Here is a 22,020-nt window from a genome sequence, read left to right on the forward strand (position 1 = left end):
GTCAAAGGTTAAACATATCTATGTCACCAGGTCTAATCTAATGGTGTAATTCCAAAAAGGAAGTGTCTCTCATGCACGATGAACTCCCTTCCGGCATTCAGGAGATGATCAATAATCTGCGCCTGAACACATCCACCGATTTTTGCGGACTGGCCTATCTCTCGGGGTCCATGCTGCGCTGGAAGTACACTTCCGGCGCAACCAATGATCGCGTTACACGGATGGAGATGCGTCCCGGACAAGATCTTGTGGGCACTGCTCTACGGACAGGCCGCACGTCCCTGTCGGATGAAAGTACCACAAATGCCAGTACACCTGGCCGTTGTCCGTTGATGATCGCAGAGCGGCTGTTATGCGCCATCGCCGTCCCTGTGTTCCTGGAGAGCAGCATCCCCGGTGCCGTGCTGCTTGTTGGCAGCAGGCAGCCATGTACGTTCTCACCAAACACGGTCAGGGAAGCAGAGCTGGCGGCCAGAGCAGCTGCAGCGAGCCATTCACAGATAAGCAGGCCCCGCGTAAGCCATGAAGAAAAGCTATTCAGAGATTAAAGCTCTGGGTGGCTTTTTTTGGTATCATGAAGACAGAACCAAGAAGCGGACAGGGGGAATATATAGTGATTCAACTATTGGTTGTGGATGATCATGTTGTTGTGCGTTCCGGGCTGATCGCCCTGCTCGACGGCAAGAATGATATCCGGATCGTGGGGGATGCAGCAGATGGTGACGAGGCCATTGCCAAGGCACAGGAATTGAAACCGGATGTGGTATTGATGGATTTCAGCATGCCGCCAGGCAAGGACGGGCTAACCGCCACCGCAGAATTGAAAAAGTTGATGCCTAACGTGTCCATTTTAATTTTGACCATGCATGATGATGAAGAGTATCTGTTCCGTGCAATCCATGCCGGAGCTTCCGGGTATATTCTCAAAAGCGCGCCGCATGAGGAACTGCTGGCAGCCATTCGCTCTGTAGCAGAGGGCAGTGCGTATCTGTATCCCAGTGCCACCAAACGGCTGATGAGTGAATACCTGGACAAATCCAAACAGGAAAACGCCGGGCCGTATGACACACTTTCCGAACGGGAGAAAGAGATATTGTCCTGGATCGCCAAGGGTTATGCCAACAAGGAAATTGCCGAGCACCTGGTCATCAGCGTCAAAACGGTCGAATCCCATAAAAGCAATCTCATGGATAAGCTGGGCCTGCGGACCAGACCTGAACTCGTCAAGTTTGCCATGAAAAAGGGGTTGCTAAACTTTGAGTAGCACACGTGAGAACAGACTTAGCGGACTGGCGGAGCAGCCTGTACTGCAGCTGCTGGATGAACTGGACGACCATATCACCGATGATGAATTCCGCAGCAGGCTGAAAGGTTCGCTGCATCAGCTAAGCGATCTGAAGTTTGCATTGGATGAATCCTCCATCGTTGCCCTCACGGATCGTAAAGGGAAGATCCAGTATGTGAACGATAAATTCTGCGAAATTTCACAATATGACCGCGAAGAATTGATTGGTCAGGACCACCGGATTATCAATTCGGGATACCACGGTAAAACGTTCATGAAGACCCTTTGGGAAACCATCTCTTCAGGGCGAGTATGGAACGGAGAGATTCGTAACCGTGCGAAGGATGGCAGTCACTACTGGGTGAATACAACGATTGTGCCTTTTCTCGACAATGACGGAGAACCATATCAATACCTGGCAGTGCGCAGTGAAGTGACGAAGCTGAAACGGGTCGAAGCTGAATTGCAGACGATGATGACCCAGGTCATGAACATTCAGGAGGAGGAGCGCCGCCGGATTTCGCGTGAGCTGCATGACGGAATCGGACAGAGTCTCTTCTCACTCGTGATTCAGATAGATCAGCTGCTGGCTGACAAGCCTCATTCTGGCGTGGAAGCACTGCGTAAGCAAGTCACGGGTATTATGGAAGAAGTCCGTGGCATGGCCTGGGAACTCAGACCTTCCGTGCTGGATGATCTCGGTGTCGTTCCGGCCATCCGGACTTACATTGAGAACTATACCCGCCACTACGGTATCGAAGTCGATCTGGAATGCAACCTGCGCAGACGGCTGGAGATGAATCGGGAGATCGCCATGTACCGGATTATCCAGGAGGCACTTACCAATGTCGCCAAGTATGCCGATGTAGCCGAAGCACAGGTAACGGTGGAAGATTCCCAGGAGAGCACAGTCGTAACTATTTCAGACCAAGGTGCCGGATTCAATGTACAAACGGCAGGTCAGGGCGTGGGACTGTTCAGTATGGAAGAACGTGCTCGTGGAGCAGGAGGAACGCTGACGTTATCGTCTGAGCCTGGTGAGGGTACAAGCATTACGTTTCACCTTCCCAGAGGTATATAGAACGGAACGAATGTGTGGATAGGCTATACGCACATCTACAATATAAAGAAAGAGAGCTGCTCACGGTTTTATTCCATGAGCGGCCTCTTTGCGTTCCAATTTTGGTACCAATGACAAAATGAAAGCCTGAAATCGGATAAATTTAATATAATGGATAAATAGGTTGACTCCATTTACGATTCGTCATTAAAATATGAATGCTGCATGCAAAATGCATTTTTGAAGGTTTACATTTTATATTCCATATAGAGAAGGAAAAGGATGATCAATCATGTCAGATAAACGCTCCTCCAAAGGAGGAGAAATCCCGCAAATGTACAACCTGGACGCGATCGATCGGAAAATCATAGCCGCCCTGCATCAGAACAGCCGTATATCCTATACGGATCTGGGCGCACAGATTGGACTGTCACGTGTAGCAGTTCAGGCTCGCATCAATGCTTTATCCGAAAAAGGCATTATTGAACGTTTCACGGTTGTTATTAACCCGGGTAAGGTTGGGCTTCAGGTCTCTGCCTTTTTTAATGTAGATGTGGAGCCGCCCTTCCTTGATGAAGTGGCCGAGAAACTGGACGAGGAACCGGCGGTTACCAGCCTCTATCATATGACGGGCCCAAGCACACTGCACATGCACGGCATTTTTGCGGACATGGAAGAGATGGAGCAGTTTCTGCTGGAGAAGCTCTATAAGATGCCTGGCATTGTGAAGGTCGAATCACAGTTGTTATTGAAACGATATAAAAGCCGAATGGGCATGAGACTGTAGGAGGAAAACAGCATGAGTTGGAAAGATTACACCGGTCTCGTTACGGGTATGGTACGAACCGGGATATTGGGTTATGGCGGTGGTCCTTCGGTTATTCCGTTGATTCGTTATGAAGCAGTCACCCGTTATCAATGGGTTAGTGATGAGGAATTCGGCGAAATTTTGGCCATAGCCAATGCCCTGCCTGGTCCGATTGCAACCAAGATGGCTGCTTACCTCGGTTACAAAACCAAAGGTGTGCTCGGCGCCATCGTTTCCGTGCTGGCACACATTTTGCCCACGAGCATTGCCATCATCGCCCTGCTTGGCTCCATGTACGCACTGCGTGAGTCGAAGATCGTCGCAGGTATGGTTGCGGCTGTGCGCCCCGTGATCTTTGTGATGCTGGGCATGATGGCTTATGAATTCGCCAAAAAAGCATGGTCCGGACTCGGCAAAACCTTTGCCGTCCTGTTTGGTGTCATTGCGTTTGTGTTATTGCAGCTGCTGAATATTCATCCAGGCATTGTTATTGCAGTCTTCCTGGGTTATGGCGTATTCCACCTGGATCTGGTTCAGCGCTACAAGTCCAAACGCAGCTCCGACAAGGAGGTGTCCTAAACGATGCTTCAGACATGGTGGGAATTGTTTTGGGGATTTTTCGTAGCAAATATTTTGGGATACGGGGGCGGTCCAGCTTCCATCCCGCTCATGCAGGAAGAAGTGGTGAACCATTATCAGTGGATGACCACAGAGCAATTCGGCGATGTGCTCGCCATCGGGAATGCGCTCCCTGGTCCAATCGCTACCAAGATTGCCGCATTTGTCGGTTATCAGGTGGCCGGCTGGTTCGGAGCGTTTATCGCCAGTTTTGCCACGATTGTACCTTCTGCAGCCGCGCTGATCCTGCTGCTTCGTTTACTTAACAAGCATCGCACATCGCCCAAAGTCAAAGGAATGACGCTGCTTGTGCAGCCAGTTATTGCGGTGCTTATGATTCTGCTCACGTGGGAATTCGGCCAAGTATCCACCGATTCCATCGGGATCTGGCAGACATTGATCATAGCAGGGATCTCCTTATGGGTCATGACCAAGACCAAACTGCATCCGGCTATTTTAATTGTTATCGCTTTTGCTTATGGTGCCTTGGTTCTGTCTCATACGATGTAATCCGTTGATCGAAAAAATATAATTGTTTATACCAAAAAAAACGGTGGTGTCAGCATCTAAGCTGGCATCACCGTTTTCCCGTTTACCTCTCACCTTTAAGGCAAGGTTTATTTCGCTTCAACAACGATGGTCACTTTTGTTTTCACGCCAGCATAACTCACCGTGATTGTCGCTTTACCTTTACCGTTAGCCTGAATAATACCATCCTTCACCGTTGCTGTTGCAATACGGGAGGACTTCCAGAGTGCCGGTTTGGAGACATTCTCTTCACTGCCATCGGCATATGTTGCCGTTGCTACCACGGTAACCTTATCCCCTGGTTTCATGGTCAGGGTAACTTTATCGGTTTGCAGATATTTCAGTGTATCTACATCGATAGCCACGGTTACAGATTTGCTGCCGTATTTGGCTGTAACTTTCGCTTTACCTGAACCAACCGCTTTTACTTTACCTTTGGTTACCTGAGCTACTTTGTAGCTGTTGGTTTTCCATTCGGCTTTGTCGGTTACATCGCGTTCGCTACCGTCATTAAAATACGCCACAACAGTAATATCAGCAGTCTCGCCAGATTTCAGAGATACGGCTGGCTCTGATGCTTCAATGCGGGCAATGACATCAACTTCAATTGCAATCGTAACCTTTTGGGAGCCATACTCTGCAGTAATGTTCACTTTACCGCTACCGTTTGCTGTTACCAAACCTTTTTTAACATCAGCTACCCGAGCATTGCTCGTTTTCCAAGTTGCTTCTGAAGTTACATCCAGCGTATTACCGTCTTCATCTGTACCCGTCAGGGTAATCTGCTGTGTTTCTTTGGAAGCCAGTGCGATAAAGTTTACATCCGCTTCGAGACCGCTGGCCATACCAACCTCAACAGACATGGTCAGTGTTTTTCCATCCACTTTAGCGGTAATGGTTGCTTTGCCGACAGCGATACCTTTTACTTCGCCATCCTTGGACACTTCGGCAACCTTATCACTGCTGCTGCTCCATTCCACATCTTCAGTAATGACTTTGGATGTGTTGCCATATACAGCTAGAACCTCTGCAGTAAAGGTATCGCCCACACCGATTGATTTTTTCTTGTTTTGCATTTCGTATTTGTCTGGAACATCTACACTTACAGTGATTTTGACCGTTTTGCCGCCATAAGCTACTGTAATGGTTGCCTGTCCCGATTTGTAAGCAGTAAGTTTACCAGCAGATACATAGACGATATCTTCATCGCTTGAAGTCCACGTTGCTTTGGATGTCACGTTCTCCGTGCTTCCATCTACATACTCCGCGTTGACTGTAAGTTCTTTTTCTTTTGTTCCGGTCAAACTCATAGCCAGTTTATCTTCAACGTCTACAACGTCCAGATAACGAGCTGTGTCTACATCTACCGTAATTTCAACGGTTTTACCACTGTAGCTGGCTTTAACTGTAGTTGTACCTTGGCCAATAGCCGTAATTTGCCCTTTATATACAGTAGCAACCTTTTCGTTACTTGATGTCCACACTGCCGTATTGGTTACATCTGCATCTGAACTATCCGGATAGATTGCCGTCAACGTCAGTTGTTTGGAGCGATCGGTATTGCTTAACTTGAAGAATAGCTTTTGCTCGTCGACCTTCAGATTGCTTGTCCGGTCCACGTCTACATCAATCGAAACGGTTTTTGTACCGTATTTAGCTGTGATTACAGCAGATCCCGCGGCATAACCTGTGATGGTGCCCTTCAGCACATCAGCAACTTTCTCATCACTGGAACTCCAATCTGCAAGAGAAGTTACATCCATGGTCGTCCCATCCGGATATGTTGCTGTCAAAACGACTTTGTCGCTTTTGTTCAAAAGTAGGTTCACTTGCTTTTTATCTGTATCGATTCGCTTCACGACTTCGACGTTTACCTCAACGGTAACAGATTGTTTTCCTACCTTACCTGTAATTAATGCCGTACCCGCGCTTTGGCCGGTAACTTTACCGTTCACTACAGTCGCTATCTGATCGTCATCAGAAGACCACTCTGCGATATCGGATACGGATTCAGAACTGTTATCACTGTAAGTTGCAGTCAGTGTGATCTGATCCGATTCACCTTTACGAATATCAATGGTTTGCTTGTCCTTCGTCAATGCCTTAACCTTTTTGGTCACGTTCACCTGAATGGATTGTGGCTTATTTTCATAGGATACGATGACCGTTGCCTGTCCCTCACCTTTGGCTGTAATTGTTCCGTTATATACCGTAGCCACTGCAGTGTCATCACTGCTCCAGCTTGCATTCACTGTAATATTACTTGTCGAAGCATCCGTGTAGACTCCTGTAGCTGTTACAGAACTGGATTCTCCCACTTCAAGCGCCACTTCATTTTTGGAAACCACTATTTTGGACAGTTCCTTATCTGCCGCAGCGGCCAAGCCTACGTTGGAAATACTCAGCACGAATACCAGCATCATCACCATGTACTTGGTCAATCTTGGCTTTAACATCATTTCCCCCCGATTATCATCATTTTTTTCCTTAATTTTAATGTCGGCAAGTTCTTTCCAGATGTTTAGGCTTTCAGCGATTTTTCAGAAAAATGATGGAAAAATAATTCGGAAGTCTCATCCTTCTCCGGGGAATCATACCCGCCAGCATTCCGCATAACCTATCTATATTGCTACTTAACAAGCGCCAAGCAACTGATTGTACATGATAGGAGGAGAAACATGCGGCAGCCCTTTGATTACATTGGATATTGGGAGCAGACATACCGTTCCGGAGAAACTTCTGGACGTGGATCATACGGGGTTCTGGCTGAATTCAAGGCCGAGATTGTGAACGGATTGATCCAACAGGAGGGCATTACCAGCGTAATCGAGTTTGGATGTGGGGATGGCAACCAGCTGCAATTTATGAATTATAAAGAATACCTCGGTGTCGATGTCGCTGCCTCTTCGGTGCGCCTGTGTGCCTCGAAATTTGCCACGGACTCCTCCAAAAGCTTCATGCTGTATACACCTGGCCTGTGGATCAACCGGGGTTTTCTGACGGCAGACCTTACGGTGTGTCTGGATGTGCTGTACCACATCACGGATGAGACCGATTTCCGCAATACCTTATATGATATTTTGCATTCATCGAAGGAATGGGTTGTACTTTACACCCGGTTGAAGGAAAACGGCAACCCAGGCGTGGACACGATTCAGGATCGCAACCTGTTCCATTATTTATTTGACTATCCCGACTTCAAGGTTCAAGAGATCATCCCGCAGCGATATCCCGATCAATCTTCAGCGGACTTTGTGATCCTCAGGCGCGTGCCATCGAAGAAAAACAAATAAATCATCTAACTCATATCACGAAAAACCACCCAAAACAGCCCAGTGGAAGATAGGCTGCCTCAGGTGGTTTTGTATTTCAATGATTTAATTCTCCGACATGTTGAGGTTAAAATAGACCCGGACGTCCGCGCAGCTTCGCCAGCGCTTCCATATAGAAATAATCGCCGTAGATGATCGGCACATTCAATCCCCTTCCTTCCGGGTAATGCACGGTTCCCTGCATGATCAGCCCCTCTTCCGCAGCTGACTCGCCTGAGCTGTAGCGCTCATGCAGGCCGCGAACGATGCGCTCGCCCGCTGCGGCATACTCTTCTCCGCGTGGCGACAGCTTCGCCAGCTCAAGCAGACCGCTCGCCGCAATCGCAGCGGCGGACGAATCCCACGCCACCTGATGCTCCGCCGGTGCGCGAAAATCCCAGAACGGCACGATATCTTCGCCAAGCATGGCGAGGAAGAAATCGGCCGCGCGTTCCGCTGTCTCCAGATAGCGGGCTTCGCCCGTATACCGGTAAGACAGCGCAAAACCATGCAGCGCCCAGGCGGTGCCCCGCGCCCAGGCGGAACCCGGAGCATGGCCCTGTCCGCCATGCTCTCGCAGCTTCTGCCCCGTGTGTGGGTCGAACTCCACCACGTGGCAGATGGACCCGTCTGCGCGGACGAACTCGCGCGCTACGGTGTCCGCGTGGGCTTCCGCCAGCAAGCGGAAGCGGGGATCGCCGCTCTGCTCGGATGCCCAGTAGAGCAGTGGCAGGTTCATCATGCTGTCGATGATGACTACGCCGCGCGTGTCCATTGCAGGCGAGTTGAAGTTCCAGGCACGAATGAACTGACCACGTACATTGAAACGAGCAGCAAATAGATTGGCAGCAAGCATCCCCCGCCGCCGGCTGTCCATGCTTCCAGTCTGCCGGTAAGATGCTACGCCGCTAAGCAGCCAGATGAAACCCAGATCGTGATCCACCGAATCCGGATTGCGGAGGCACCCCTCCAGCTGCCGTTCACAGCTATCTGCAAAACGGGACAATGGAGCAGCATCCACATTTTCCGGGGACTCACCATACACGAGCCATAACAATCCTGGCCAGAATCCGGCTGTCCACCATTCCGGATCATTCTGGTCATACGTTCCCTGCGGAGAGATGTGTGGAAAGGTATCCTTGATTCGCTGTGCGTTGCGAATGGTTTTGTCCGCGCCCTGCCGCCATGCTTCTTCAACCCATGTTACCGATGTCGATGTACTCACGAGCTATGCCTCCTCTTTCCGTATCCTAATTTATTTACTCATACACATAAGCAACTTTGATGGACTATATCAGCACGCTTGTCTTCAGTGGTTTCCTTGCAACAGTTCAGTCCGGGTTGTCCTCAATTCTGATTCTTCGAATTGAATTACCTCGGATAAATGGTGAATTTGAATCTGCACCTTGTCTCTTGTACAGAATGATCCCGAGAATCTCCGCTTTCATCTGCGGTTTGCCGTATGATTAATGCGGTGCGGTAAAACTTCTGTGGCAGGTGATCATGATCCACGGTCTCGATCACTTCGATCTGTGCATTCCAGCATTCAGCATCGTACTCCATGATTACCACAGCCTTGCTACCTTCCCATCGTACTCCTGTTTCTTGCAAGACAGGTTCGATTCGACTGATAAAATGCTGGGCGACTCGCGGTTCTCCAATCAGGCGCTCCCCTATCTGAATACCGGAAGAAGGTGGACTCCATTGGTAGTGGTCTTCAAGGAAAAGCTCTGCTTCGGAATTTCCAGCTGAACCGTGCCATCGTAACCGCCGGATATATCTTGCCAGTGTAGGAGCCTCCGAATAAGCTGACGTCAGGTCCAATTCAGCCTCTATCCCCTGTGAAGGCAAGTGCTTGATATGTAGCATTTTGGCCTCGGCTTGTCGTCCGGATTGCTGACTCGTTCCTTCAATGACAGGAACGCTATGCCCACGAGAGCCAATTTGCAGAATGCTCTCCCGCCCAGGTGCGAAGTAGGCTTGAGTATACTCGCCTGAGCCTGGATCACAGAGAATGTTTTCACCGCCGCCATGAAGGATGAAGTGTCCCAGATCATTATGATTATGAGGCTCTGCGTTATGACCCCCTTTTACCGAAAAGGCCACCTTCACTTCCTGCTGTTCACCTGTTGTCAGCGTCCCTCGTGCTATCACCCACGACAAATCCTCCAAGTAAATTGGAATCCCAGGCTCACCCGATTCAGTCTCACTATCGAACTTAGCGGGATTAGTCCAGAGTACATTGCGGAGAGCATGAGCCCACCTGCGGCAGGGATCCTGGGAGAGAAGCGGGATGTGAAGCCCTGAGTTGATTAGAATCTGCTGCCGTTCGGACAAAAGGGACAGCAAACCGGACGGAAGGGTCTCCCGCTCACGACAGTCCGAATAGTTAATATACACCCCGCCCGATAAATGAATATTTCCCGGGAAAGCAGCAATTGCTCCCGTCTTGGGTTCTGACAACATATCCAGTTCATCTGCACTGAACAATCTCAGCATCTCTGCGTAATAGGTATAGAATCCGAATCCGTACACCCAGTAGCCCACACCTTCAGCACATCCCCCATCCGTCCCGTAACCACTCAAAAAGGCATTCATGGATCGAATGGTGTGCTGCACAGCCATGGTTCTAAGACGCTCATCCTCCAATAAAAGGAGAGCAGCAATTCCGCATCCTCCACTGCAAACTGCTGACCAGTTGTGATTTGCCTCTTCCCAACCATAAGTCCGCTGCTCTCGGTACAATGGAGTAAATATCCTGTCTTCTATCTCTGCCTTGACCATCCGGATCACACGTTCATCCAGCATGTCATCCAGCATAACGACTAGCTCTGCCAGCATCTGTGCGGTCTCTGCAGCGAATAGATCAATATGTGTTCTTGCGCCAGCTTCTTCCCCTTCCGGTATATGGGCAGACAGACACCAGGTTTGTTCGGTACAAACACTCCAGATCAGATCCTCCACCAGATGCAAACGAGAGGAAGACGGCGATACTGCCATCAGCAACCCCAGCGATACAAGCCTTCCGCGCCTTTCAAAATAGGCCTGCTCATACGCTTGACGCTCACCCGTATCCCTGAATTGACGAAATAGGGAAAAAGATAGTTCAGGCAGGTTCTCCGTGAGTGCCTTCTGTTCATATCCTTCTAAATCCGACCAAAAGCCGGCGTAAATGGGGTCATTCCACGTGTCCGTGAGCCTGTCTTTCCAGTGATGGATAAGCTCCAAACCATCGGACTTTCCATGTTTCATAGCCGCAGCGATGTGATCTGCCGTCCAACGTAATCCAGGGTGAACTGTCATCAGAATTCCTCCCCATTTTTGTAACCGATTTCATTTTAGCCCATCATGCAGTAAAAAAGAAGGGAATTCCGCTAAATGTATGTAAAATAACATATAATATGAAAATAACTGAAACTTTTCAGACGTTTTTCTCGTAATAAAGTTGTCGGTACTCATTGTATATGTACGTAATTCCATTATGAGGACAGGTGAACGATACTGAAGACTGAATTATTTAATCAGGCTGTAATTGAACTGCTGCATCGCTCGGATAGCCATGCACTTGTCCAGGTAGAGACTCATTTTCCGGATAACCGCCTCGTTGGCGGCAAATATCACATGGGAACTCACACCGTGTATCTATATCAAAAAGAAATTATGGAGCAATGCCGGATGTTGTTCGGATCGCTGGCTCTATTAGAAGCCTATATTTATGTTATTTTGGCCCATGAACTGGGTCATGCCGAGGATGCAGAATTAGTGGAACTATCAAACCGCCTTGATGGTCCTCTTACAGCTCTTGAGCAGGCGGAGATTCGGCTGCGCATTGAAGAAAATGCCTGGCGTTATGCAGAATCCCTGCTATCGGATATGGATCCCGTGTTTCTGCGTACCATCATTGATGAATCCCTGCTTAGCTATCGTCAAGCGATTGAACCACATATTGCCTGAATGTTCTAGCACAGCTGTAGCAAACAAGGCCAGACTCACCCTTTTCCACAGGTGAGATCTGGCCTTGTTTGCTTGGACTACATTTATACATTTTATTCATTCATGCTTGCTTCTATATCAATGATTAATTTTTCCGATTACGCGACCGGGCTTGTCCGCCCTTGCGCCCTGCTTCTTCACGGCTCATTTTGCCATCCTGATCGTCGTTTCCATCACTATTGCCCCTGGCTTGTCCGCCCTCACGTCCAATCTCCTGATAAAACTCATGATCATGATTCTTCGAGGTTGCTTCTCCACCCTTACGTCCTGCTTCTTCACGGCTCATTTTTCCGTTTTGGTTATTCTGTGCCATTTTGAATTCACTCCTTATCGGGTATTGAGTATAGTGTGCTACGCTTTTTAATTACCCTCTATAATGTCAATAAAACATGTTATTTCTAAATTTGTAATTTTTCTTTATTTTAGTGATATTTCATTATGTAAAAAGAGCAGAGGATCTGCAAAGATCCTCTGCTCGATTTTTATTGAATTTTAAGCTGACTGTCCTGTACAACAGACAACCATTGACGTGCAATCAGTTCGTGACCCGCTGCCGTTGGATGCACACCATCCCACAACCAATAGGATGCCTCTGCCTTTTCAGTCGCTTGATTGAGCACATCCTGCAAAGGAACGAACACAGCACCGAACTCATCCGCGAGCTCCCGGACAAGGCGTTGATATTGGCCTATTTTCTCCTGCCACGCATCCCATTTGTCCACCGTAGCGCCTGTTTTCAGAATGAAGGGTTCCATCAACACGAGCCCTGTATTCGGGAGCACTTCCCTCGTCTCTTCCAGCAGATGATGATATGCCCGTCCAAGACGATCCGTTACCCCGCTGGGCTCATTATTGATTATACGCCAGGCGTCATTCACACCGATCAGAATGCTGATCAGATCCGGCTTCAAACTAAAGGTATCTTCATTCCAGCGTGCATACAGATCGGATGCGCGATCCCCACTGACCCCCCTGTTGTAAAAGGTGAGCTGCTTCTCTGCCAGCTCCGCACCCAATCTGCTTGAGATCAGATAAGCGTAGCCATGTCCCAAAAAGTGATTCGGATCATCGTTCCGCGATCTTCCTCCGTCTGTAATGGAGTCTCCCTGAAACAATATTACGGATGGACTTGTACTCATGATTTGAACCGTTCCTTCCTCTTATGCAAAATGGAAACCTTGATTCTACAGTCTCCATTTTATCCCTTTCCGGTTCAATAGAAAATAGCGTTTTCAAAAGTTCAACTAAACGCCCTTCTGGTCTTTTGCCACATATCCTCCGCCCTGATACTTAGTCTCATCCTGCTTATCCGGCGTACCTCTGCGCTTCGCTTCTTTCCACAGCTCGGCAGCATCGTCTTCCGGGCGGTATCCAATTTTTTCAGCCAAATAACCAATATCATAATAATTGTCGCTATTCGCGGAGGTTCCGTATAGATTAAGATACTTCATCCCGGAATCGGCTTCGATACAGCACACAGCGAGCTGCACCATATCCCTCGGGGATATCCAGATATGAGCAGAGCGCTCGGAATGCGGATAATCATCCCCGGAGAAGTTGCCGATCCGAATATTGAATGAAGACAGGTCATACTTGTCCACATAATATCGGCCAAGCAGTTCAATATAACATTTGCTGAGGCCATAGAAGCTGTCAGGGCGATAGGGGTCGTCGACCTCAATCTCTTCACCTGTACGGTAAAAGCCGGTTGCATGGTTAGAGCTTGCAAAAATGACACGCTGAACACCATTCATTCGTGCTGCTTCATATACATGGTAAGCACCCGTTACGTTGATCGGGAGAACTTTGCCCAAGAAGTCCTCTCCATCCTTGGCCCAGGCAATGTGCAGCACGGTATGCACTCCTCGCATCAGCTCTTGCAGCCTTTCCGCGTCCGTAACATCCATGGGGACAATACCTGCTCCAGAATCCTCCTGAAGATCAGCCGCAACAATATCAAACTTGTCCATTTCCCTCAGACCATTCAGCAGACTGCGACCGATTACGCCAGCAGCACCTGTGATCAGTACCTTTTTCCTCGTATTACCCATTCGCCTTCGCTCCCTTCATTCTTTACGGATACCTCAGTTCTACTATATAGGTCTATAGAACATTATTAACCGTTAGTCTGAAGGAATTACCTGTACCTCTTGCGTCCTCTACCCGAGCACATAACGCAAAATCATCATGGCTACAATGCCCACAAGAACCGTACCGAGAAGGCTTCGAGTCCAGATCGCTACCACAAAGGTAGGCAGGGCGGCCCACAGTGCAGCATTTTGGGTGAGCGGTACCAGCTGGTTGCCAGACATCAACAGTTCCTGGCCAATTAGTGATGCCATCACGGCCACAGGCACATATTCCAGCCAGCGAAGCAGCCATACCGGAATCTGTATTTTGCTAAACAGCATTAGGGGCAGCACCCGGGGAATAAAGGTCAACAAGGCGGACCCGATTATAATCCAAAATACATCCCATCTTACTTCCATCGTTCCATGACAACTCCCATCGTTGCTGCAACGACTGCAGCCACTATAATGCTCATACTGCCTAAAGAAGCCATACTCGCGAGTACCACACACACCACGGCGATAATGGCTACATTGATGTGCAGCTTTCTGTTTTTCCGATGGATTAACTGGAGCACGATTAGGCCGATAAACATGGCCGGCAGGGCAAAATCCAGTCCAAACTGCTCCGGATTCGTGATCCAGCGCCCGAAATAGGCTCCTGCCATATTGGCTGCGAACCAATTCAGATAAGCTGTAATATTCAATCCATGCATCCAACGTTCACTTAATGTTTTGCGGCCAATTGCGCGAGTCATCGCCACTCCGAATGATTCATCCGTAAGCAGGGAGCCAATCCACATGTTTTTGAGTGGGGTCAGATGTCTGAAATACGGGGAAACTGCAGCACTGAGCAACAGATGACGCAGATTCACAAAGAAAATGGTGAAAATGATTGCTGCTGCCGATCCGTTCGATGCGAGCATGCCTGCGGCAATAAACTGGGCCGAACCTGCATATAAGATCAGACTCAGCAGGGCGATTTCTGCCATACTGAGTCCTGCTGTCATTTCAATGACGCCTGCTGCAAACCCAATACTCAGATAGCCAAGCAGGGTGGGAATGCAATCCTTTACCCCCTGCATAAACGTGGCATGATCCCGAGTCTCTAAGATGTCTTCCGATTTTGTGACCATGGGTATTGATTTATCCAATTCTGCTGCAACTCCTTCTCATCCCTTCAGAGATGTAAATACGTTTCCTTTATAATAATCTAGAAATATACCACAAGTTGAATTAATGAGGGAGAGACAGATTTCTCCTTTACAGAACAGATACAATAAATCTCATATGCAAAAAGCCCATAACCTATTAAGGTCATGGACTTGGCAAGCCAGAAATAAATGTGCTGCGGAATTACTCACTACTACCTTTTTTGTCCCCGTGATATCCTTGTTCGCCGTATGGCTCAAGCTGATCCATCCAACGACTCAAACATTTGGCGAGTGCATCCTTGGTGTCAAAATAGGGGTTATCCTCTTTTTTCAATACTTCCAGCACTTCAATCGTAAACGCATCATCACCGTATTCATTCCATTCCGCCTGCAGCTGCTTGTTCAGATGGCTGCCCATTTGCAGCATGAATTTCTGTCCATTGATCGTCTTCAGATTCAACGTGCTGTCCACAAAAACTTTGCCGTTACGCTCATTGCGGATCTGGTATATACCCGCCTCCGTTTTGACTTCCTTGGCCTGCTCCTGAAGCTCTTTGCGCCGATTCATCTCTTCATTTTCTCCTTTCGCACGTCCCGTTTCGGTTTGCTTCCTATTCTTCTCTTCATGCTCTGCCGGAAGGTTCAGCCAGTACTGACTGCCGTCCTCTTCACGACTCAGGAAACCGTAGTCGATCAGATATCTCCTCAGTTCCACGTAGTCCTCATAGATTTGTTTTAAGACTTCGTTAACCTGTTTCTCGGTATAGTCGCGTTTTGGCTCGAACCGTTTGGCAATTTCAGTGAGAACGATATATTTATGCTTCTGCTGCATGTGAAAACTCGACAGTGGACCATCTGTTCCTTCTGGAAAATACTTGGTCAGTACTTTTTCGCGGTCCTGTTCCGAAATATCAAACTGTTTATAGTTGATCGTATGCACATGTCTTGTGACAGGCAATACGAGCTCGGCAGGAGCATAGTCATCCTTGCTTTTTAGCAGTTCCATCAATGCCAAAAAGATTTTGGCCTGCCGTTCTTTCTCCTTCAGCACAAACCGATGATTCCGAATGGTGGACGCACTACCGATCCCAAGTGCCTTCTGCACTTCGGTATCCTTCTTCCCTTCATAAAACTGGCCAAGTAACCCCCGCTGCACGTCGGACAGGCCTGTTACACTTTTATCCAGTTCCAGCAAATATTCAAAAACAGATCCATGGGCCTTCTCAATATGAACACGCATATATCTCTCTGCCTCATAGAGAACACCTTCCTCGGGATAGACAATTCCCGCTTCCGTTTTATAGCCACAGCAGATACATGTAAAGGTTGGCCCTTCCGCGAGATATCCCCGCTTGATCTCTTCGAGCGTGGCCGTCTGCAATAATGGTTCCGATGATTTCATTGGACAAACTCCTTTTTATGCTTTTATTTAGATATCCCAATCGACAATCGATATTACTCAATAATTTAATTTAAGTTTGTTTATTTATAGATATAATATAATTTTGTTTGTTTAAAGTCAACAATCATCTCCTGTATGCTCTCTTCTCAATGAGTTAAACCCTCAGTGAAGTTACCAGGGCATACTTTTTCCAATAAAAAAAAGACTACAGGAATTGACCCTGCAGTCTGGTTATCATCGTCATGCTGACGCTGGCACTCTACGGTTTATCCCCTTTCTAACACAGAGGCACCGCTTTATTCATTTTAATCGGTTATAGCTTGAAACGTTCAATCATGCTCTGCAGATCTTCAGCCATTCGAGACAATGCGGCAGAGGAAGCTGCCACTTCTTCCATCGTGGCAAGCTGCTCCTGCGCTGCAGCAGAGCCATCTTCCGTACCGGATGCGATCTGATCAGACAAGACAATGGTGTCATTGACCGCTTTGGTTACATGATTCATTCCTCCATCAATCTGACGGGATGCCGCAGATACTTCTCCGGCTTGAGCAGCAACGAGCTGCACCGCATCTCGAATGGTACGGAACGCATCGCCCGCTTCGGTAATCAGCTCAGAACCTTTCACCATACCTTCACCTGTACGTGCAAAGGTGGACTGCACCGCGTATGTTTTCTCCTGCATTTCACGCATCAACTCATTAATCCGCTCAGCCGAGCTGCCTGAATTGTGAGCCAGAGCCTTGACCTCATTTGCTACTACAGCAAAGCCGCGTCCTTGCTCTCCAGCTCTGGCAGCCTCAATGCTCGCATTCAACGCGAGAATATTGGTCTGTTTCGCAATGGAGGTAATTTCGGTAACGATCTGAATAATCTCTTCATTTTTTGCCCGGAGATCCTCAATGACTGCCGCCATGGCTTCACTCTCTTCGTTGACCTGCTGAATATGAGCGACTGCCTCTTCTACGGTTACCATTCCGGCTTCGGACTTATTCGAAGCTTCCCCTGCAATGCGGGCCGTTTCTTCAGCGCTGGAAGATATTTCTTTGACCCCAATGGACATCTCTCCGACAAGCTGACCCGTTGCCGCAAGACTGTCATTTTGTTTGGTCGTTCCTTCTGCTGCATTCTGCATCAGCTCGGCGACCTGTTCTGTGGCTTTGGACGTCTGTTCCGAACTGGCCATCAATTCCTCGGAAGATGCTGCGAGCTGGCTCGACGTATCGTGCACCTCTCCAAGAACATTGCGCAGTGATGAAGTCATGGAGTCGAAGCTGTCTCCAAGCTGTCCAAATTCATCCCGCCGCTTCAGTCCTACACGAACCGTAAGGTCCCCGGCGCTGACCTTGGATGCGGCCTGGGTGAGCTGCTGCAGTGGACGAATAATTCCCCGGATGATGAATATAAGTAGGATCATTCCGATGATGAGTGAACTTCCCACAAGCGTGTAAGTTCGAATCATAATCGGTCTAACCGCTTCGTCGGCTTCAGAAGGCAGCATCTCACCGACAATTTTCCATCCCGTCGCCGGGTTGGTGAAGTATACAGCTTCCACTTCTTGCCCTTCATACGTATACTTCACGGTCCCTGTGTCGCTGGTGTACATTTTGTTAATATAGTCTTGGTCTGACTGCACACCCGATTCGATATTGTAATGGAACAGGAATTTCCCACCATTGTCCAGCATGTACAGCTTTCCTTTTTCACCAATATGGATCTGATCCACGTTTTCTTTCAAATGGTTAAGGCTTACATTGGCTCCAAATACACCTTTACCGTCAGCCAGCTTGGCAGAAGCGGTCACAACCCACTCTCCCGTTGTTGCCGACTGGAATGTGTCCGAAATAATAGCTTCATTCGCCGCCATACCCATCGTATACCAGCTTCGTTCCCGCGGATCATAGATTTGTTGTCCAGGATCAGGAGACTTCATCCAGCTTCCATCCTCGGCACCGATCGTCAGAACGCCAAGTTCTTTATGATTTTCAGACATATGGTCCATTTGTTTTTGTAGTGCAGGCGATTTATTAATAACATCCTCGGAAGTAAAACCCGCAGCAAGCTGTGCGGCGTTATCCTTCTCCATGTTGAGCATCTGATCAATCTGTAAACTGAGCATCTCTGTTTTGGCCTGTGCAGAATGCAGGAGTTCCTCCCTGACCCGTTCTGCCGCTTTATCGTAAGATAACCAACCAACGGTGATACTTGGCACAATCAAAAATAGAAGCAGCGCCGCGACCAGACGTTTTTTTACGGTTGGCGCAAACCATTGTTGAAACCTTTTCTTCATATTAACTATCCCCCATCATCATCTTCACCTTCTTTTTATCGGACGAACATCATGAAAACATTATGTATGAATACTAAATATCATCGAAATTCTATTATTTTTGTTAGGCTCTTCTATTCTCTTGTTCTTCATCCATTTTGACCCTCTTCGCGAGATCGTTTACAATATTTTAAGCTGGTTATTCATGAAAAGTCTGGAAGGAGAGGATTCAAATCACACGCAGATCGCCTCACGAGCATCAATCGGTTTCCAAGGCCTATTTATCCCTGTTTCGTATTCTGCTCGCGTTCATTCTGGTTGCAGGGCCGGTGCTGGGACAATTCAGCACATCCATATCGGCTGCACAGAACACGAAAGCAGTTCTTATTGAAGTGAATGGCGAACCACAATCATGGAAGAATACACCTCAGATCTATAACGGATCAACGTACGTACCCCTTAGGGATGTCATCCAGTCGGTGAAGGGTTCCTTGAAATGGGATAATCGTACCAAAACGGCTACCATCACCGTCGGAAGAGACACTTTGGTTCACCAGGCTGGCAGCGACTCGATCAAGGTCAACCATGTTCGCCTGGATGCAGGCGTGAAATCCCGTACGGTTAACGGAACGCTTATGGTACCTGTCCGTCCTATGGCGAATGCCCTGAAAGCCGATATTAAAGTCGGCCGCACCTCATCGGGTCAGATGAGCGTGAACATCCAAACGGACAAAGTCAGTTTGCTGGACAAGGAAGTGACCAGCGTGGATGCTTATTTACGTGAGATCCAATTCCCTGGCATGGCATTAATAGCCCGCAATGGTGAAGTATTGCTTCGTCAAGGATATGGACTGGCCGATGAGAAAACGCTGAACCGTCCGGACCAGAAGACAAGAATTGCTTCACTGAGCAAATCCTTCACGGCAGCTTCCATTCTCAGCCTCGCTGAAGATGGCAAGCTGAATGTAGAAGATCCCATCTCCAAATACATCTCTGGTATTCCGAAGGGTGACGAGATGACTCTGCATATGCTGTTATCTCAAACTTCCGGGCTTCCGTCTGCATTTGGCCGGGGTGAGGGAACCTCACTGGAAGAAACGGTAGAGGAGATCCGGCACAAAACGCTGAAGTTCGAACCGGGCACTGCCTATCTCTACAGCAATAGCGGCTATGTGCTGCTAGCCTATGTCATTGAACAGGTATCCGGCATGAGTTATGCCGACTATGTTCAACAAACGATTCTGAAGCCGCTCGGCATGAAAAACTCGGGTGAGGCATCACGTAAGGTCAAAACCATTAGTGGTTTCGTCGCAGAAAATAACAAGTGGGTGCCTGCTCCTTATTACGTGTCACAATCGGGATCAGGGACGATCTATTCGACGGTTGACGATATGCTCAAATGGGACCGCGCACTGTACACCGATCAGATCCTGAGTCAAGAGACAATTGAACAGATGTACAAGCCCTATTCGGACAAAAATTACGGCTACGCCTGGATTCTCAAGGAGAACGGCGATAATCGTACCGTCTTCCACAATGGCAGCGGTGGCGGTTTTGCCACAGCCTTCTCTCGTAATCTATCAGACGACGTAACAATTATTCTGCTTGGTAATCATGCGGGTATGGATATGACCTCTTTGATGGATGAAGTAGAAGTGCGCACAGCCAAAGCATTGAAATTGCAATAATTGGTTTATACGCATTAAAAGAGACGGCCCCTTAGGGTCGTCTCTTTCGTTTAGGTAATGCCATGTTACCGTTGGGAGATTAACTCCTCTACTGTATGAAGTGCATTTGATGAACAACTGATTAGATGTTATATCAGATTTACGGGAAGCTTTCCGGCAAAAGGGATATGCCCCATCATTGCTCTGGCGGCACTATCCATGGCAAGCGGACGGCTTTCGTAAGCCGCTACATAGACTTTCACGTCCGGAAGAGCCTGCAGATCATAGGGGCTCCGCAGCGCTACAACAGCCAGCGGTTTACCCAACTGCTGAAGCCAGCCGATTAGCCGGCATTGCGGGTCACCTGAAGGACTGCTCGCATTATAGGTACCCACCACGATCTGCCTGATGCTCTCCTCTTCCGCAGCCTGAAGCAGGCGGGCAGATGAAAGCGCAACGTCCTCCGGGGTTACGGTTAAGTCGATAACATCAAGTCCATGTCTCGCCAAAGCAGAACCAAGCGTATCAGCTTGGCTAAGCTGCTCGTCGGCGATGGTTGTCACCGATGCAGCAATAGTAATCACCAGTGTTCGTTCCGGCTTCAGCGGAAGCATATCCAGCTGGTCTCGCACCAGCGTGATGCTCCTCTCACTGATGTGCCTCGCAACCTCTTGATGCTGCAGACTGTTGCGCTCCAGCTGCTCATTTGATGATGTCTGATCATTCCCTACCTTGGATAATGAACGTTCAGACCCGCCACTAGCCACTTCATCATCTGAGTGCATTTTTATCTCCAAGAGTCCATGCTTCTCCTTGTACATCAGCAGGCGGGCAACCGATTCATCAATGCGTTTTTCGCTGATCCGTCCATTCTTCACTCCTGCTTCCAATGCTTCGAAGGCTTCCGCCTGAAGCTTAGCTGTGTGGCTGATAAGTACAAGATCGGCTCCTGCTTCAACAGCCATCACCGCAGCTTCAACCGTACCATAATGAACAGCGATGGCATTCATCTCCATGCAATCCGTTACAATGATCCCCTCATATCCAAGCTCCTGCCGCAGCAGCCCGCTCAGTACGGTATGCGACAGCGTCACCGGAAGCCTCTCTGGTTCCAGGGCCGGAAAATAAATATGGGCGGACATTATGGCGTCCACTCCTTCTGCTATCGCAGCCTGGAAGGGAACGAGCTCCACCCGTTCCACCCGCTCTCTGTCGTGCATGATTACGGGAAGATCCAGATGAGAGTCCGTATCTGTATCTCCATGACCGGGGAAATGTTTGGCCGTCGCGGCAATACCTGCCCCCTGAAGCCCCGCGATGGTCTTCACGCCGTAGTCTGCGACGGATTGAGGTGATTCACCAAACGATCGGACTCCTATAACCGGATTTGCCGCATTATTGTTGATATCGAGGACCGGAGCAAAATTCATGTTAATCCCCATCGATTTCAACTCCAGCCCACTAATATATGCTGCTTCATACGCCTTTTCGTTGGAACCCGCAGCGGCAATGGCCATCTGTCCCGGCATCAGAGTAATCCCGTTCGTGATCCGCGCTACCATGCCCCCCTCTTGATCGATGGATATCCAGAGTGGGAGTTGACCGCTTTTAGCTGCAATCCCCTGTAACCCGGCAGATAACCGCTCTACCTGCTCTGGCGACTCGATGTTACGCGCAAAATAAATTACGCCTCCAATCGGATACGTACGAAGCAGGCGTTCTACATCTCCAGCTGCTTCGGTACCATGAAAACCGCACAGCAGCATCTGTCCAATTTTTTCACGCAAAGTCATTCTTGCCAGCTTATGTTGGTACTGCTCCAGTAGCCCCTTCATTCCGCGCCTCCTCACGACGAATAT

Annotated in this window: 20 protein-coding genes; 9 read left to right on the top strand and 11 right to left on the bottom strand. The window is 48.6% G+C overall.

Going from position 1 to position 22,020, the window contains the following annotated elements; translation table 11 throughout:
* Window positions 1–71: 71 nt before the first annotated feature.
* The 6 genes from ABIC22_RS07810 (at window position 72) to chrA (ending at window position 4,281) form a co-directional block, all read left to right on the top strand.
* Complete coding sequence (locus ABIC22_RS07810) at window positions 72–548, top strand: GAF domain-containing protein (RefSeq protein ID WP_127539091.1); 477 nt, start codon at window positions 72–74, stop codon at window positions 546–548.
* A 65-nt stretch (window positions 549–613) separates the two neighbouring features.
* Window positions 614–1,264 (top strand): response regulator, encoded by a 651-nt coding sequence (locus tag ABIC22_RS07815; RefSeq protein WP_354479935.1) that lies wholly within the window; start codon window positions 614–616, stop codon window positions 1,262–1,264.
* On the top strand, window positions 1,257–2,366 hold the full coding sequence (locus tag ABIC22_RS07820; protein WP_354479938.1) for a PAS domain-containing sensor histidine kinase: 1,110 nt from the start codon (window positions 1,257–1,259) through the stop codon (window positions 2,364–2,366). The genes ABIC22_RS07815 and ABIC22_RS07820 overlap by 8 nt, the downstream gene beginning before the upstream one ends.
* A 271-nt stretch (window positions 2,367–2,637) precedes the next feature.
* On the top strand, window positions 2,638–3,132 hold the full coding sequence (gene chrS, locus ABIC22_RS07825; protein ID WP_095361639.1) for a chromate efflux transcriptional regulator ChrS: 495 nt from the start codon (window positions 2,638–2,640) through the stop codon (window positions 3,130–3,132).
* Window positions 3,133–3,144: 12 nt separating this feature from the next.
* A complete protein-coding gene (gene chrB, locus ABIC22_RS07830; protein ID WP_154896487.1) occupies window positions 3,145–3,732 on the top strand; it encodes a chromate efflux transporter ChrB in 588 nt (195 codons plus the stop codon).
* Window positions 3,733–3,735: 3 nt separating this feature from the next.
* Complete coding sequence (gene chrA / locus ABIC22_RS07835) at window positions 3,736–4,281, top strand: chromate efflux transporter ChrA (protein ID WP_095291571.1); 546 nt, start codon at window positions 3,736–3,738, stop codon at window positions 4,279–4,281.
* A gap of 107 nt (window positions 4,282–4,388) precedes the next feature.
* Here chrA and ABIC22_RS07840 read toward each other — a convergent pair whose 3' ends face one another.
* The gene (locus tag ABIC22_RS07840; protein ID WP_354479942.1) at window positions 4,389–6,755 is read right to left on the bottom strand and encodes an Ig-like domain-containing protein; all 2,367 of its coding nucleotides are present in this window, start codon (window positions 6,753–6,755) and stop codon (window positions 4,389–4,391) included.
* A 222-nt stretch (window positions 6,756–6,977) separates the two neighbouring features.
* Between ABIC22_RS07840 and ABIC22_RS07845 the strand changes: the two genes are divergently transcribed.
* On the top strand, window positions 6,978–7,592 hold the full coding sequence (locus ABIC22_RS07845; RefSeq protein ID WP_127539086.1) for a class I SAM-dependent methyltransferase: 615 nt from the start codon (window positions 6,978–6,980) through the stop codon (window positions 7,590–7,592).
* Between the two features lie 106 nt (window positions 7,593–7,698).
* Here ABIC22_RS07845 and ABIC22_RS07850 read toward each other — a convergent pair whose 3' ends face one another.
* The gene (locus ABIC22_RS07850; protein ID WP_354479946.1) at window positions 7,699–8,835 is read right to left on the bottom strand and encodes a glycosyl hydrolase; all 1,137 of its coding nucleotides are present in this window, start codon (window positions 8,833–8,835) and stop codon (window positions 7,699–7,701) included.
* Window positions 8,836–8,981: 146 nt separating this feature from the next.
* A complete protein-coding gene (locus tag ABIC22_RS07855; protein WP_354479949.1) occupies window positions 8,982–10,913 on the bottom strand; it encodes a heparinase II/III family protein in 1,932 nt (643 codons plus the stop codon).
* 318 nt (window positions 10,914–11,231) lie between these two features.
* Between ABIC22_RS07855 and ABIC22_RS07860 the strand changes: the two genes are divergently transcribed.
* Window positions 11,232–11,564: a hypothetical protein gene (locus tag ABIC22_RS07860; protein WP_354479952.1), complete on the top strand. Its 333-nt coding sequence runs from the start codon at window positions 11,232–11,234 to the stop codon at window positions 11,562–11,564.
* A gap of 124 nt (window positions 11,565–11,688) precedes the next feature.
* Here ABIC22_RS07860 and ABIC22_RS07865 read toward each other — a convergent pair whose 3' ends face one another.
* From ABIC22_RS07865 to ABIC22_RS07895, 7 genes are all read right to left on the bottom strand, one after another.
* Window positions 11,689–11,916, bottom strand: coding sequence for a KGG domain-containing protein (locus ABIC22_RS07865; RefSeq protein WP_354479955.1), 228 nt, complete (start codon window positions 11,914–11,916; stop codon window positions 11,689–11,691).
* A 169-nt stretch (window positions 11,917–12,085) separates the two neighbouring features.
* Window positions 12,086–12,742 carry an SGNH/GDSL hydrolase family protein gene (locus ABIC22_RS07870; protein ID WP_154896482.1) on the bottom strand — a complete coding sequence of 219 codons (657 nt, stop codon included), beginning with the start codon at window positions 12,740–12,742 and terminating at the stop codon, window positions 12,086–12,088.
* A 105-nt stretch (window positions 12,743–12,847) separates the two neighbouring features.
* A complete protein-coding gene (locus ABIC22_RS07875) occupies window positions 12,848–13,654 on the bottom strand; it encodes an NAD-dependent epimerase/dehydratase family protein (protein ID WP_354479959.1) in 807 nt (268 codons plus the stop codon).
* A 108-nt stretch (window positions 13,655–13,762) separates the two neighbouring features.
* A complete protein-coding gene (locus ABIC22_RS07880) occupies window positions 13,763–14,092 on the bottom strand; it encodes an AzlD domain-containing protein (protein ID WP_154896480.1) in 330 nt (109 codons plus the stop codon).
* Window positions 14,083–14,808, bottom strand: coding sequence for an AzlC family ABC transporter permease (locus ABIC22_RS07885; RefSeq protein WP_246058504.1), 726 nt, complete (start codon window positions 14,806–14,808; stop codon window positions 14,083–14,085). The genes ABIC22_RS07880 and ABIC22_RS07885 overlap by 10 nt, the downstream gene beginning before the upstream one ends.
* Before the next feature lie 220 nt (window positions 14,809–15,028).
* Window positions 15,029–16,228: a DUF2087 domain-containing protein gene (locus ABIC22_RS07890; protein ID WP_354479962.1), complete on the bottom strand. Its 1,200-nt coding sequence runs from the start codon at window positions 16,226–16,228 to the stop codon at window positions 15,029–15,031.
* 313 nt (window positions 16,229–16,541) lie between these two features.
* The gene (locus tag ABIC22_RS07895) at window positions 16,542–18,515 is read right to left on the bottom strand and encodes a methyl-accepting chemotaxis protein (protein ID WP_127539077.1); all 1,974 of its coding nucleotides are present in this window, start codon (window positions 18,513–18,515) and stop codon (window positions 16,542–16,544) included.
* Between the two features lie 308 nt (window positions 18,516–18,823).
* On the opposite strand from ABIC22_RS07895, the gene ABIC22_RS07900 reads away from it, so the two are divergent.
* Window positions 18,824–20,182, top strand: coding sequence for a serine hydrolase domain-containing protein (locus tag ABIC22_RS07900; RefSeq protein WP_354479965.1), 1,359 nt, complete (start codon window positions 18,824–18,826; stop codon window positions 20,180–20,182).
* Window positions 20,183–20,310: 128 nt separating this feature from the next.
* Here ABIC22_RS07900 and nagZ read toward each other — a convergent pair whose 3' ends face one another.
* Window positions 20,311–21,996: a beta-N-acetylhexosaminidase gene (nagZ, locus tag ABIC22_RS07905; protein WP_354479967.1), complete on the bottom strand. Its 1,686-nt coding sequence runs from the start codon at window positions 21,994–21,996 to the stop codon at window positions 20,311–20,313.
* Between the last annotated feature and the right edge of the window lie 24 nt (window positions 21,997–22,020).

Origin of the sequence: Paenibacillus sp. PvP094, assembly GCF_040546835.1 — a bacterium.
Classification (GTDB): Bacteria; Bacillota; Bacilli; order Paenibacillales; family Paenibacillaceae; genus Paenibacillus; species Paenibacillus illinoisensis.